Raw genomic sequence first — 15,458 nt, forward strand, 5'->3', positions numbered from 1 at the left:
TGCTGTCTTGAGTTTAATTAAAACTTCAAATTGAGAGCCCTCCTTGTGGAGGGCTCTTTCTTTTGTGGTAAGATATACTTATGATAAATCAATAATGTTTTGTTATAAGGTGTTATATGGATATAAAAGATATAAAATATATTAGTACCATCGTTGAGATGGCATCGTTTTCAAAGGCTTCTAAAAAGTTATATATTTCTCAACCGGCGTTAAGCCAAAGTATTCGACGTATTGAAGCTGAATTAGGAGTACCTTTATTCGCACGAGATCGTACAAAGGTTGTGCCAACGGCGGCAGCATTACAGATTGCTAAAGAGGGGATGCCCTTAGTAGGAAAGGTAGAGGCTTTAACGCAGTCTATTATTAATCAAGGATCTGATGCGGCTTACCATGTGCGGATTGGGTTGTCTCAATTCTATGGCCATCATATGCTAGGAAAAACATTAAAGAGCTTTCAACAAATTGAACCATCTTGGGAATTCCATGTAGTAGAAGGGGAGTCTCATTTTTTGGAACAACAAATTTGCGATGGTTTAGTAGATGTAGGGCTATTTCCAACGCCTATTTATTCTCAAGCTCTTGAAAGCTATCCTGTACTAGATGAGCAAATTTTATTGGCTATAAGTGTAGAAAATGAAAAGGCATTAGCCATTGCGGACTCTCTTATGACTGATGAGGGGATTCATGAAATAGCACCCTTTGGTGCCTTTCCATTTATTCTATTAAGAGAGGGCCTAAAGTTACGAACTTTGGTCAACCGTTTGTGTCAGGCTGAATCCTTTGTGCCTAAAGCAGTTATCGGTTCTGAGAATTTAGATACTTGTCGCTCTTTAGTTGAAGATGACTATGGTATTACCTTCTTGCCAAGTACGCTGAATAGTAAGGGCGATGATGATAAGGTTAAGTTTTATCCCCTTGCGTCAAAACTTTGTTTCCGTCAATTAGTTCTTGTGGCGAGAGCGGATAGAGCGAAACGCTTCCATTTGCCGGAAGTAGCAAATGTTATGCAAAAATTCTTATAAATTATGCAGATGGCGTGTTGAAGTATTTAGTACTGCTAGCGAATAATAATTCATATAAAACAATATCTAAATATAGTATTCTATAGATAAAAGAGGTTAATTCCTGTAAAGCATGGGGATTAACCTCTTTTGGTTTTATGAAAGAAAACTGAAAATATCGAATTTAATAAATGTAGTAAATACAATGTTTTTAGGTTATAATGAGTCAAAAAAATCACAAAAAATAATTGACAAATGTCCTGTCAAAAAATATACTTAAAGTAGGTTAAAACATATTTAGGAGATAGGATTTAAAACCCACAAGTATGGTGGATTTAAAAAATAAAATAAAAGTAGAATATGTTTTCTTGTTATTGTTAGCTGGCCTACGTAGGCCCCTAGGAGGTTTATTATGAATAAAGATGTGGAAAACAAAAACACCCATGACCACAGCCATGGTGAGCATCATCACCATGACCATGACCACTGCCACTGTGGCGGTCACCATCACGATCACGACCATGATCATCATCATGACCATGACCATAGTCATGGCAAAGCGTTGCCAACGGATAAATGGGTGCCACACACTCATGAACCAGGGGTACCTCATGAACATGGTGTAAATGACTACATGAAAGCCGTTGCAGAGTATCGTAAAACTTGGCCTACAAAACAAGATGTTATCGAACAAACACCAGATCCAGCTGTGCGCGAAATGATCCTTCGCATGGAGCAAATTGGTTGCGATACAGTATTTGACCGTTTCGATAAACAACAACCACAATGTACTTTCGGTATTGCTGGCGTATGTTGTCGTGTTTGCTTCATGGGTCCATGTAAAATTACACCTAAAAGCCCTCGTGGTGTCTGCGGTGCCGATGCTGACCTTATCGTAGCTCGTAATATGACACGTGCTGCTGCAGGTGGTTTAACACAACATGGTGCGCATGCTCGTGAAATCTTGATTTCTTTGAAAGCTGCTGCTAATGACCAATTGGATATTCCAATTTTAGGGGAAGAAAAAATCCGTACTGTATGTAAAGCTTTCAACATCCCTGAAGAAGGCCGTTCCTTAAAAGAAGTGGCAAACGACTTGGCAGATGTTCTATTAGAAGATTTGAGCCGTGCATTGCCTGGCGAATATAAAACAATTACAGCGTTGGCTCCAGCTGAACGCCGTGAAGTTTGGAAAAACTTGGATATCTTGCCTATTTCCGCGTATAATGAAGCATTTGATGCATACCACCGTACATGCGTAGGTACAGATGGCGATTGGGAAAGCAACATGAAACAATTCTTGCGTTGTGGCCTTGCTTTCACGTTCACTGGCGTAGTGGCAGCGGATATCGCAACAGATGCATTGTTCGGACAAGGTGGTCGTCGTACATCCAAAGTTAACATCGGTGCTTTGAAAAAAGGTTATGTTAACATCGCTGTTCACGGTCATTTGCCTACATTAGTATCCCAAATTTGTACAATTGGTGCTTCTGAAGAGTACTTAGAAAAAGCGAAAGCTATTGGTGCCAAAGGTATCCAATTCTACGGTATCTGCTGCTCTGGTTTGTCCAGCATGTATCGTTATGAAAATGTTATTCCATTGTGTAATGCTATCGGTGCGGAACTTGTACTTGGTACAGGCGCTCTTGACTGCTGGGTAGCTGACGTTCAAGACGTTTACCCTGCTATTATGGACGTAGCACGTTGCTTCAACACAAAAGTTATCACTACATCTGATGCAGCTCGTTTACCAGGTGCAGAACATATCGGTTACGATCACCATCATACTAACTTGTCTGAAACAAAAGAATTGGCTCGCAAAATTTTGGATCGTGCTCTTGAAGCTCATGAATTGCGTAAAGGTATGCCTGTATTCATTCCGCCATATGAAATCACTGCTGAAGTTGGTTTCTCTCCAGAATCCACTGTTAAACATTATGGTTCCTTCAAACCATTGGCAGAGGCTTTAAAATCTGGTAAAGTTCGTGGTATCGTTAACGTAGTAGGTTGTTCCAACCCTCGCGTTATCTACGAAAAAGCAACAGTAGATATCGTTGATACACTTATTAAAAATGGCTGTATCATCTTAACAAATGGTTGTGCATCCTTCCCATTGATGAAACTTGGTTACTGTAATACAGATGCTATTAAGAAATGTAGCCCTGCATTGCAAGAGTTCTTGGGCGATGATCAACCACCAGTATGGCATGTTGGCGAATGTGTAGATAATGCACGTTCCTCTGGTATTTTCGCTGGTATTGCAGGTGAATTAGGCCTTAACTTGCCACAAATGCCATTTGCAATGTCTAGCCCTGAATGGTCCAATGAAAAAGGTATCGATGCATCCCTTGGCTTCCGCTTGATGGGTATCAACTCTTACCACTGCGTTGAGCCACCTACACAAGGCTCTGATGCTGTTACAAAATGGCTTAAAGAAGACACTAAAGATATCTTAGGTTCTGTTATGTATGTAAATACTGATCCTGCTAAAGTAGCTGAAAAAATCTTAGCAGATATTGATGCTAAACGTGCTGCTTTAGGTTGGGCTGAAGTAAAATAGTTTATCTTTTGATAGATTATAATTTGTAGTTAAGTACAAAAACACCCTCTATAGATCTTATAGTTATTATGACTATTAGAATTAAGAGGGTGTTTTTTATTGTTTATGGATAGATTTTTTACTAGTCTTGTATTAGCCGTAGTATAATGTACTAATTGTTTTTGACCTATTAAAGTGTGATGGTTTCACCATCTTCAGGCACTGCTACATGGCTTTCAATGTTGTTGCCTTTGATAAATTTGCGCACATCCTTACGACTTGTTGCAGTATGATTAACTGTATCCATGTGAACCGCAATGATTTTAGCCTCTGGTTTGCGTACCACCATGCGGCCAATATCTTTTGTACCCATAATAATACTATCTTCAAAGCCTAAAACTTGAGCATATCCAGTGTTCATAATAATAACGTTAGGGTCGAAGCGAAGAAGGGCCTTCTCTACATCACTTGTCCAAACTGTATCGCCTACAAGGTACACAGTTGGTTCGTCTGCTGCTTCAAAAATAACGCCCATCGCATCGCCTGCTAATGGTGCGAGAACTGGATTTGCATACATTTCTACCGTGCCGTGGGAGCCACCTGTTTTTCTTAATGTGATACCATTAAACTCCAGACTTTCAAAAATGATGCGTACATCGTTAAAGCCTTGTGAAGTAATAAGTTCTTTGTCCGCTGTATTTTGTACAAAAATAGGAAGTGATTTTGGAATAGCATTAATTGCCGTTTCATCCCAATGGTCAAGATGTGTGTGTGTAACTACCACTGCAGTTACATTGCTTAATAGATTGTCCATTGATAGAGGTAAATCAACCATAGGCATTCTTTGTTGATAGTTAAATGTTCCTTCAAAGCCAGGATAAGTATCCTTTGGTGCTAAAAATGGATCAATAAGGAATGTTGTATTTTTTATTGTTAGTTTTCCTGTAGCATTTCGAATGTGAGTATATTGTGTCATAGTTATCTCCTTAATTAAATTATTATCGATTTAATTGAATAGATTATTATTTGTAATCTCTAGAACTAGTGTACCTTGTTTTGTTATACTAGTCTCAACAATAATTAACACTATGTTTATTAATAGACACATTGTATAAAAGTGTCTATATTGGAGGTTATATGATAACTCGAAAAGAAATGACACGTATGTTGTTAAAAGAAGGCTTGCTTAGTTGTTTAGCAAACAATTCTTTTGAGTCTATAACAGTAACATCGTTGTGTAAAGCTTCGGGTATAACTCGTTCTACTTTTTATTTACACTATAGTAATATCATGGAAATTGTTGATGATTTAGTGGATGATGCAATCGCTTATTCAAAGCCAGGAATGGTAGATAACAACAATTTACAAACTATAGCTAACACCTTATCAGCTGCTTCTAATTCCGTTTCGTTGAGAGAAGCATACGATTCTATTTTTGATAGATTGCCTTTATGTCAGCGTATTATACGACATAAAAAGTATTTACCTTTATTTTTAGATGAACAAATTTCAGAATATGTATTACAACGTATTATAGGACGTGAAAAAGATCGACAAGGGCTCCTTATGGCAGAAGCACTTGGGGTTTCGTTTGATGTGGGGGTATCCGTTTTTGTATTTTTAGTACACGGTCTATATGCTGTTAATAAACAATATAAGTGGTCTCAGAGTGATGAGTGGTTAGAAGCTCAGAAAACTATTTTTGAACTAGTTTATCGTGGATTACAAAGTAGATAGAATTTATACACGCTTATATTTTGAGATTCATTAAAGTTTTATACAACGAAAAAAGGACTCCAACTGGAGTCCTTTTTTCATGTAAGGGGAGTGTTAGTATTAATATCAAATGAACCATGTATTTAAACAAGTAGTAGGTTTGGGGTTAGTAATACTTGTCGGGAGATAAATACACGTATGGTAACCAGGGAATTGTTACCTCTATTTATCATTTGACATTGTCATTATAAGAACAATAAATGAGTTGAAAATGAAGTTTTTTAAGAAATTTCTTTTAATTTCTTGAAATTCTAAAAAAGATAATAATTAAGTTTAATTATTGTTGATAAATATGGGGCAATTTTGGTATTATATATAAAGGAGAAGTTGTATATTTTATAAAGGTTTAATGGCTATTAAAGTTTTATAAAGTATACAGCTCTAAGGCATGAGAGGAGCAGTCATATGAGGAAAATATTAACCATATTGTCCCTTTTGTGGCTACTCAGTATAGGGGGGACCGCTAACGCAACGGACTGGTATTATGTTGGACCAGATGCGTCAGGAAACCAATTATTTATTGACAATGACAGTGTTCAAAAAAGTGATTATGATGCGCTTTTGTGGCTGCGGGTCAATGAACTGGGTGGCGACGAATTGCGATATAAAGTGTATATAAGTAGATATAATCGCACCATGGAAACGTTAAAGGTCGATGCGTACATGGCGGACGGTACACCTTATGAAAATGTAGAGTATAATGAAAACCCAGAACCTATTGAAGGCAATACAAATGGTCAAGCCATTTATAATTTATTATGGCAATAAAAGAACCATCTAGCACAGCAAACTAGATGGTTCTTTTTTATATGTGTAAAAAATTTATAAATCTTAGGAATATTTTTTATATACAACATCCTCAAATGAGAATGGTATATACGGAAATTTAAACTTGGGCAGAATTGCGACTTAGCTCCAAGTCTTGAATCATTTGGAGATCGTCTTGTGGAGATCGACCACCAGTTGTTAAGTAGCCACCAACCATGATGCCGTTAAGGCCACCTTTTAAAGCATAAGCTTGTAAGTCACGAAGATTTACTTCACGCCCGCCAGCTGTACGAATCAATGCGTTTGGCAAGATGAAACGGAACACAGCGAAGGTACGTAAAATATCTAGAGGACGTAATGCTTTATTATTTTCAAATGGTGTACCTTTAACAGGATTTAAAATATTGAGTGGTACAGAGTCAATATGCAAACGTTTAAGCTCGAATGCCATCTCTACGCGTTGTTCTAATGTTTCATTAAGACCGAAGATGCCGCCAGAGCAAACTCGAATACCTGCTTTTTGAGCATTATCGATAGTAGACATTTTATCTTCGTAGGAATGGGTTGTACAAATATCTGGGAAGTGACTAGGCGCTGTTTCGATATTGGAGTGGTATCGAGTTACACCCACTTCTTTTAATTTGAGAGCTTGTTCATAAGTTAACAAACCAAGAGAACAGCAAATTTCGAGACCTACTTCGTTTTTAATACGGTCTAATACGCGAATGATTTGGTTAAATTCATTTGGGTTATTAGTATTACGACCACTCGTTACGATAGAAAAACGAATAGCGCCTGCTTCTTTAGCTTTGCGTGCCGCATCGAGGATGCTTTCATCATCCATGAACGGATATTCTTGAACACCTGTTTCGTGATGGGCAGATTGGGCACAGAATTTACAGTTTTCAGGACATTTGCCAGAACGTGCATTTACAATGGCGCATACATCCACGGAGTTGTCATTGAAATGCTGACGAATTTTATCGGCCATAGCGAGTAGAATCATCGTATCATCATCAGATGTATGAATTAACTCGATTGCTTCTTCTTTTGTAATTTCACCACCATGCATAATACGATTTGCTATGGTAAGGATTTTTTCGTATGTTCCCACCTGGGATGGTTGTTGATCTGTAGGCAAAGCCATAATAGCCTCCAATAATTGTTAACTTAATAAAAATATAATATATTGACAATTTGATTGTAAACGTTCACGTATAAATTGTCAACTTAATGTATTTTTAAGTTAACAAAAATATTGCCGTAGATTTTAGACCATTTTAAATACAGGTAAGGCGTATAGTTTAAATCTAATTGGAGATACTATATTTGGGTATCTATGTTGATGGATTGATTGATAGTTATTTTTAAGTAATCTTTACGGTTTTGTAGTATAATAAAATATTGTAATTACTATATATAACTATAATAAAAGTACTAATACAAGGAGTGGATATAGATGCAGCCATTTCGATTTATACACTGTGGTGACCTGCATTTAGGGGCACCCTTTCAATATGCTACAGGTATTAGCCGCGCCGTTGATCGTGCCGTGAGTGAAGCCACCTATGTAGCCTTTGATACAATTATTGACACTGCTATTGATGAGCATGTTCATGCTGTTGTCATAGCTGGTGATATTTATAATAGCGAAGATCATAATCTTGAGGCACAGGTGCGATTTGTGCGCGCCATGTATCGTTTGGCGGAACATCGCATTGCAGTATATATGGTGCAAGGTAATCATGACCCTGCTGAAAGCTGGAAGGCTCAATTGCAGATGCCTGACAATGTGCATGTATTCTCTAGTGAACAAGTACAACGTTTCCCATTAATTGTTAACAATATAGAAATTGGTGGCGTTTACGGTATTAGCTGTGGCCATGGTAATGAAAGCGACAATTATGCGCGCCAATACCGTGCCTTTGAACGAGATGAGTTTTCTTTGGCTGTTATGCACGGGACAGTAGGTTCTAGTGCAGGCTCTGAAAACCATAATGTGACCGGCCCATGCAGTTTAACTGATCTTGCCGAGGCGGCTATGGATTATTGGGCGTTAGGACATATTCACAAATCTCAAGTTCTTAGCGAGGAACCTCTTGTTGTCTATTCCGGTAATCCTCAAGGTTTACACCGCAAGGAAATAGGCCCTAAGGGGTGCTATCTTGTTTCTGTATCTCATAATGGTCATTGTGAACCTCGTTTCATTGAAACAAGTGCAATCCGTTTTGAAGAAATCAAAATTGATATTGCAGGCATGAAAACTGAAGCAGAATTCTTAGAAATTTTACGCCATAAAAAAGAAAACTTGCGTAAACAGTATAAGAAAAACATTTTGCTTTCTATTGTTCTCGTAGGCACAGGACCATTGCATCGTTTATGTACACAAGAAGGTGTGCGTAAGCTATGGTTGCAAGAGTCTCAAAGTGAAGAGAAAAGCAAGTCTATATTTGTTATGCCTTATCGCATGATGTGTAATACGCGTCCTAGCATTAATTTGGCTGAACGTAGATTATTATCCGATGTAGTAGGGGATTATTTACGCGCCTATGATGATATGGTTGATGGCAATGCGGTACAGACGGTACGTCAAATTTTGGCAGAACGACCTGAGTTTAAACGCTTAGGTGTATATGCCGAGTTGTTAAGTGATGAATTATTGCTTCGCGCCTTGAAGCGCTGTGAAATTGAAGGTGTTACTGTATTGATGGGGGCTAACGATGAACATTAAACGCATACGATTTGATGAATTTGGCCCGTATCGCGATTGGTCTTTCACTACGGGGAATCATGGTGTTCAGCTCATGTATGGCCCTAATGAAAGTGGCAAAACTTCTTTGCTTGAAGGGATGCGTACACTTTTATTTGGTGGTACTCATAAGGCTTATGGTCCTATGACTGGCGCTCTCGATGTGGAACGCAATGGTGAAAGCTACTATATTGGCCGCAAAGGCAAACAGTTAGACTTTTACAGTCCTGGAAATCCTGCTATCCATGAAGAGCCTGCTCAGTATTGGTGGCATGGTATTGATAAAAAGACATATAATCGCATCTTTGCATTGACCTTAGAAGACTTGCAAGGCCTTGATGTATTGCAAGAGGTAGAGGTTCGGTCTCGTTTCTTTGGTGCTGAAGGGGGCGAGCATTTAGGCTCTGTCGTAAAAGATGTTGAAAAAGGCGCTACGGATCTATTAGTAGCTTCCTCCAATGGTAAACGCCGCATCAATATGTTGATGGATGAGCTTAAAGAAAATCGTCAAAAGTTAAGCCATTTAGCCGAGCATGAAACGCAATATGTAGAATTGCAAAAAGCCTTTCACAGTACAGAACAGACTGAGGCAGAATTACAAGGTCAGTTGCAAGAGTGGAAGGAATACCGTGATGGTATAGACGTTGTATTGCGCGCATGGGATACGTATCGCCGTAGCGAAGAAGCGCGTATGCATATGCAACAGTACAATAGCGAGCTTGCCTTGAGTCGTGATGAGTTTCTTCGTATCGATGAGGACATCAAACGAGCTCGAGACAATATGCAGTTGTGGCAAGAAAAGGAAGCGGCATTGATGCCAGCTAACTTTAGCCCGGATAGTCCATTTGGTACGTATGGTCAAGATATTGAAGACCTTATCCAACAAGGTGCCAAGTGGGAGCAATTGCGCCGAGAGTGTGAAGAAGGGGATGCATACATTTTTAAGGTACGAGAACAATTAGAGTTTTCTCGTTCTATGCATTCTGCGTGGCGTGATGATGAGCCAATGGCTGACGATGTGAATTGGTTTGAAGGAGAGCGCTTAGCAAGTCGCTTGCGCACTGCTAAAGATCAATTATTACATTGGCAAAATCGCAAGCCTGCTGAGGCCTCTGATGATTTGCCAGCAGCCAATCTCGACGGAGCATCGTTACCAAATTACAGTGAAGAGGATTTGGCGAAAAAAGAGCATCTTGAACGTGAACTAGAGCTTATCTTGATGGATATTGATCGAGTTACAGAAAAACGCGATAGCTATGGTCCTGATGCACAACCGAGCAATTTGCCAAAGTGGTTACAACGCATTAGTGGCGTAGCTGCAGTGATTGGCGTTTTACTCGTATTAGCAGGCTTATTAGTATTAGAGTCTGTACTCTATACGATTGGCGGCTTTGTATTATTAATCCTATCTATGGCGTTGTTCTGGTATGCTACATGGAGACGTCATAACGGCAATTCTGATGTATCTAAACTGAATTATGAGTTACAAATCTTGTCATCTCGTAAATCTGATGTAGAACATCAGTTAGAGGCACTTGTGAAAGCTGCAACACCTGTGGTGAGCCCAATTCCATCCATAGAGGGTGCAGCGCATCTTGATCGTTGGATTCAAGAAGGTCATACGTTGCAAGCTATTTATGATGAAGCCCTTGCAGCTTGGCAGAATTGGTTGCCTCAAGGTGCGGCGAAGAGCCTTAATGAAGATGATTTCTTTGGCCTCAAACAAGAGTACGATCAGTACCATGAACAGTTACGTACTATTGAAGGTTATGAAAAACGCTTAGCAGAACATAAAGAAGGCTTACGTGTTATCGAAGACCAAGCCATGACCTTGTGGTATAACCTTGGTGTTGAGGCACCTGTATCTCCTACAGAGTTAAAACGTATTTATAACCAATATAAAAACTTCCAACAAAATAAAATTGTATGGGAACAAAAAGAAGCACAACGTAAAAGCTTCCGCAATGAATACGATAATTGGCACCGCAAAGAAAAAGAATTGCTACTTCGTCAACAAGAGCTATTACACAAGGCTGGCATGGAAAGCTCTAACGAGTATCGTCAACATCTTATCGATGAAGACCAATACAAACAATGGCAAACTATTTACAAGCAAAGTCAGGTACAGTTAGATTTACTAGCTCCTGATGCGGAGAATAAAGATTTATTCTATCGCCGCTTGCGTGAAGGCAATAAGGATAATTGGCTTGATGAATTAGCTCATTCTGAACGAGAAATAGCATCCATTGAAGATAAGTTGGCAATCTTATATGAGCGCCGTGGTCAAATTGTGGAGTCTATGCGTGCCCTAGGTTCTGACCAAGAGCAACACCAAATGCTTCAAGAACGTGAAGCATTACAAAATGAACTAGAAGCTGCTCTTGAGGATTGGGCTACACAAGTGTTGATGAGTCACTGCATGGATAAGGCTCAACAATCGTACGAGCAAGAAAAACAGCCTCATATGCTAGAACTTGCATCTTCTTATATAGAACGGTTAACTGGTGGTATGTATACCTTTGATGTTCTTGGTATCAACGAAGGCGTAGCCTTGGTTAATGGCAATGGAGAGCGATTAGAGCTTAAGTACTGGTCTAGCGGCTTGGCTGACCAAGTATACTTGGCATTGCGATTAGCACTAGCGAAGGTATTTTCTTACCAAGTTGAATCCTTGCCAATCATATTAGATGATATTCTCGTGCGCTTTGATGAAAACCGTCAACGTAGCGCGTTAGAATTATTAGCTGAAATCGGAAAGAACCAACAAATCTGGCTATTCACGTGCCAACGTTCTGTATTTGATATGGCTCAATCTATTACAGGCATTGATTGCCATAGATTGAGTCGCAATTAAATATTGATTGCCACTGATTAAGTCATAACTAAATTGAACCCCTGTGAAGGTGTTTAGCTTTCACAGGGAATATTCATAGTGATGATATATGTGATGTAACTAAAGTAACTGTTTTAGTTATCATAGTGTGTTAGTATAAATTAGAAAGAAAGGGGTTGGGTACTTGAATACAGCATATTTAGATATGATCCAAGGGAAGAACCCTGGTGTAACACCTGTATGGTATATGCGCCAAGCTGGTCGTAGCCAAGCGGAATACCGCAAAATCAAAGAAAAATATACGCTCTTTGAAATTACAAAAGAGCCTGAGTTGTGTGCTCGTGTTACAGAGCTACCTGTAAAAGAATACGGTGTAGATGCAGCCATCCTTTACAAGGATATTATGAGTCCTATGGTGGGGATGAATGTAAAGGTAGAGCTCAAGGCCGGTGTAGGCCCTGTGTTTAATACACCAATTCGCTCCATGGCTGATGTAGATACATTAGATACCTTTGATCCTACAAAGGTAGATTATATTGGAAAAACGATTACTCTATTAACATCTGGTATGCTCGATGTACCTCTTATTGGGTTCTGTGGCGCACCATTTACGATTGCGTCTTACCTCATCGAAGGCGGTCCTACAAAGAATTACAACAAAACACGTGGCATGCTCATTGGTGCACCTGATGCATGGAATGCATTGATGACAAAGTTAGCAGATATGTCCATTGAATATTTGTCTATGCAAGCCGAAGCCGGTGCGAATGCATTACAAATCTTCGACTCTTGGGTTGGTGCAGTGAATGCGGACCAATATAAACAAGGTATTTATCCTCATATGGAACGCATTATTAAGACTGTAAAGGAGCGATACCCTCACATGCCTATGGCTATGAATGGTGTTGGTACCGATCATCTCGTATCTATTTGGTCTCATTTGCCGTTGGATGTAATCGCTCTTGATTGGCGTAGTTCCATCGTTATGGCTAATGAACGAGGCGTAACACAAACGGTACAAGGTAATCTTGATCCAGCGTATCTATTCGCCGATGAAAAAACATTGGCTCATGAAGTGGATCGTATCTTACTTGATGGTGTTCGTTATGGCCGCCATATCTTTAACTTAGGTCATGGCGTATTCCCAGAAGCAGATCCTAAGAAGCTTCATTGGCTTACAGACTATGTACATGAACGCAGTCGTGAATTATGGGCACAAGAGGGGTAAGCTAGTGAACATCGAGAAAAAAGGATTATTATTCTTATCCTATGGTAGCCCTTCAAGTAAGGATGATTTAGTGCCATACATGACGAGCATTCGTCATGGTCGCGTGCCGACCGATGCGGAAGTTGATAATCTTACCCATCGCTATGATGTCATTGGCCAATGGTCTAACGTAGAATTACAAACGATGGCAGAGCGTCAATATAATAGACTGCTCACCTTGTTGCCATCCATACCATCGGCCATTGGATATCTTCATATGAAGCCGTCTATTGCTGATGCGGTGGATGCATTAGTTAAACAAGGTGTAGAGCATATAATCGCTATTGTAACGGCCCCATTCTTTACGTCTCTTGGTACTGGCGCTTATGAGAAACAAGTGCAGGCTGCAATTGGTGACCTTCAAGGTGTAACCTTTGATGTTATTCGTGCTTGGTGGGATCAACCTTCCTTTATCGAGTATTGGGTAAAAGCAGTTTCAGACTGCATCAATGACACTAAAGATGTATTTGTTATTTTTAGTGCTCATAGCATACCTCTTATTAATAGTCATAATGCAGACTCTTATGCTTTGGCCTTAGAGGAAAGTGCAAAAGAAATCGCTCAACGTTGCGATTTAGAACAGTGGTCTGTAGCTTGGCAGAGCGCAGCCCCTCATGGGCAATGGTTAGGGCCAACCGTAGCGGAAGCAATCAATCAAGCTTTGCGTAGTGGTGCGATACATATAGCCTTTGTACCATTTGGCTTTGTAAGCAATCATGTAGAGGTATTGTACGATAATGATGTAGAGTGTAAAGAACTCGTTGATGCTGGCGGCGCTGTATATATGCGTGCACAGATGCCGAATTGTGATGAAACATTCTTGCAAGCGATGGCAAGTGCAATAATAGAAAGGATTCATTCGTGAATGTAACAATAGTGGGCGGTGGCTTAACCGGATTGACAGCGGCTTATTATTTAGGCCATGCAAAGCCGGACTGGACCATTACTCTTTATGAACAAGCACCACGATTTGGTGGGAAAATACAAACACAACGCGTCGATGACTTCGTGGTAGAGCTGGGACCTGATTCTTACTTAGGCCGTAAAACGGAAATGACGGATCTCGTCTATGATCTCGGCTTAGGGGACACCCTTGTATCGAATGAAACAGGGCAAGCCTTTGTGTATGACAAAGGTTCTATTCATCCTATTCCAGGGGGCTCTATCATGGGCATTCCTACGGAAATGATGCCTTTTGTGAAAGCAACGCTTATTTCTTGGCCTGGCAAATTGCGAGCTGGTTTAGATTACTTTAAAAAGCCATACCAACTAGATAAAAATGGAGATGTATCCATTGGTCATTTCTTTCAATACCATTTAGGTCAAGAAATGATGGATAAGCTCATCGAGCCTCTATTGGCGGGTATCTATGGCGGTGATATTTATAAAATCAGTTTGTTGTCTACATTCCCTCATTTTATTCAAGTAGAACAAAAATATGGGAATATGGTAAAAGGCATGATGGCTGCTAAGATGGGCCACTCTAAAGCGGGGGTTACTAAAGCGGCTAAAGGTGCCATTGCTGAAGGGGATGTACCGCGTGCTGGCAAAGGGACTATGACAGACCGTCAATTTGAAAGTCATGAAGCTAAGTCTACTAAAGCACAGGCCGATATGGCGAGCCGAAAGGGTACAGCGGCTCAATCTGGTATGTTCCGTCAATTGACAGGTGGCCTTGAAAGCGTTATTACCGCTATTATTGAGGCTATGCCTAGTAATGTGCACTTGTATACAGGTACGCTAGTTTCTAATATTCGATATGTTGAAGGTATGTATGCTATCGATGTGGAGAACTCTGGAAACGATGCTTGTGGCTGTCAGTCTCATTCTAAAACTATTAGAACTGCGTCTATTAATGCCGAGAACAGGGTAGAAGCTAGTGATTCTACAACAGATTCAGCTATAGAGGTACTCCTTGATAAAGCTCCTGCTATGGCGGATCATGTGATTATCGCGACACCGCCTGCCACATATACGCAATGGTTTAAGGATGATCCGGGTTTTGATTTCTTGCGCTCCATGGAGCAGTCTAGCTGTGCTATTGCTATTATGGCCTTTGATAAAGCTACCTTTGATGGTGACTTAAAAGGTTCGGGCCTCTTGATTACACGCAATACAGATACGCCTCTTACAGCGTGTACTATTCTTAATCAAAAATGGCCTCAAACAACGCCTGACGATAAAATCGTATTGCGCGTCTTTATTGGTAAACCTGGCAATGATGTAGTAGAACATCTCGATGATAAGGACCTTTCAGAATTGGCCGTAAAAGAAATTCAACGCATTATGAGTTTTTCCACGCAACCGGAATGGGTGCGTATCAATCGTCTCATTCACTGCATGCCGCAATATAATGTGGGCCATCGCGCAGGGATCACAGCAGTACGTGAACATGTAGCTAAACACTATCCAAACTTACATCTCATTGGTACACCGTTTGATGGCATCGGTATTCCTGATGGTGTAAAACAAGCAAAAGAACTCGTAGAGTCTATTGTAGAGAGCAATTGAAAATTAATATTAAT

Annotated in this window: 11 protein-coding genes; 9 read left to right on the plus strand and 2 right to left on the minus strand. The window is 39.9% G+C overall.

Annotated elements, in window-relative coordinates; all coding sequences use genetic code 11:
- Positions 1 to 116: 116 nt before the first annotated feature.
- Positions 117 to 1,022 carry a LysR family transcriptional regulator gene (locus tag KH109_RS00475; protein WP_295214575.1) on the plus strand — a complete coding sequence of 302 codons (906 nt, stop codon included), beginning with the start codon at positions 117 to 119 and terminating at the stop codon, positions 1,020 to 1,022.
- Between the two features lie 391 nt (positions 1,023 to 1,413).
- A complete protein-coding gene (gene cooS / locus KH109_RS00480; protein WP_295214578.1) occupies positions 1,414 to 3,561 on the plus strand; it encodes an anaerobic carbon-monoxide dehydrogenase catalytic subunit in 2,148 nt (715 codons plus the stop codon).
- A gap of 169 nt (positions 3,562 to 3,730) precedes the next feature.
- Here the strand turns inward: cooS and KH109_RS00485 are convergent, their stop codons facing one another.
- Positions 3,731 to 4,516 (minus strand): MBL fold metallo-hydrolase, encoded by a 786-nt coding sequence (locus KH109_RS00485; RefSeq protein ID WP_274204560.1) that lies wholly within the window; start codon positions 4,514 to 4,516, stop codon positions 3,731 to 3,733.
- A gap of 161 nt (positions 4,517 to 4,677) precedes the next feature.
- Here KH109_RS00485 and KH109_RS00490 point away from each other — a divergent pair, with 161 nt between their 5' ends.
- Positions 4,678 to 5,277 (plus strand): TetR/AcrR family transcriptional regulator, encoded by a 600-nt coding sequence (locus KH109_RS00490; protein ID WP_295214583.1) that lies wholly within the window; start codon positions 4,678 to 4,680, stop codon positions 5,275 to 5,277.
- Between the two features lie 444 nt (positions 5,278 to 5,721).
- A complete protein-coding gene (locus tag KH109_RS00495; protein WP_005387626.1) occupies positions 5,722 to 6,084 on the plus strand; it encodes a hypothetical protein in 363 nt (120 codons plus the stop codon).
- 118 nt (positions 6,085 to 6,202) lie between these two features.
- Here KH109_RS00495 and bioB read toward each other — a convergent pair whose 3' ends face one another.
- Complete coding sequence (gene bioB, locus KH109_RS00500; protein ID WP_295214586.1) at positions 6,203 to 7,231, minus strand: biotin synthase BioB; 1,029 nt, start codon at positions 7,229 to 7,231, stop codon at positions 6,203 to 6,205.
- A gap of 312 nt (positions 7,232 to 7,543) precedes the next feature.
- Between bioB and KH109_RS00505 the strand changes: the two genes are divergently transcribed.
- The 5 genes from KH109_RS00505 (at position 7,544) to hemG (ending at position 15,444) form a co-directional block, all read left to right on the plus strand.
- Positions 7,544 to 8,815: a DNA repair exonuclease gene (locus KH109_RS00505; RefSeq protein WP_295214589.1), complete on the plus strand. Its 1,272-nt coding sequence runs from the start codon at positions 7,544 to 7,546 to the stop codon at positions 8,813 to 8,815.
- Complete coding sequence (locus tag KH109_RS00510) at positions 8,805 to 11,687, plus strand: AAA family ATPase (protein ID WP_295214591.1); 2,883 nt, start codon at positions 8,805 to 8,807, stop codon at positions 11,685 to 11,687. The genes KH109_RS00505 and KH109_RS00510 overlap by 11 nt, the downstream gene beginning before the upstream one ends.
- A gap of 163 nt (positions 11,688 to 11,850) precedes the next feature.
- The gene (gene hemE, locus KH109_RS00515; protein WP_295214594.1) at positions 11,851 to 12,894 is read left to right on the plus strand and encodes a uroporphyrinogen decarboxylase; all 1,044 of its coding nucleotides are present in this window, start codon (positions 11,851 to 11,853) and stop codon (positions 12,892 to 12,894) included.
- A 4-nt stretch (positions 12,895 to 12,898) separates the two neighbouring features.
- Positions 12,899 to 13,798, plus strand: coding sequence for a ferrochelatase (hemH, locus tag KH109_RS00520; RefSeq protein ID WP_295214597.1), 900 nt, complete (start codon positions 12,899 to 12,901; stop codon positions 13,796 to 13,798).
- Entirely contained in the window at positions 13,795 to 15,444 is a 1,650-nt protein-coding gene (hemG, locus tag KH109_RS00525; RefSeq protein WP_295214600.1) for a protoporphyrinogen oxidase, read from the plus strand. The genes hemH and hemG overlap by 4 nt, the downstream gene beginning before the upstream one ends.
- The last annotated feature ends 14 nt before the right edge of the window (positions 15,445 to 15,458 follow it).

The organism is Veillonella sp., assembly GCF_018381775.1.
GTDB lineage: Bacteria > Bacillota > Negativicutes > Veillonellales > Veillonellaceae > Veillonella.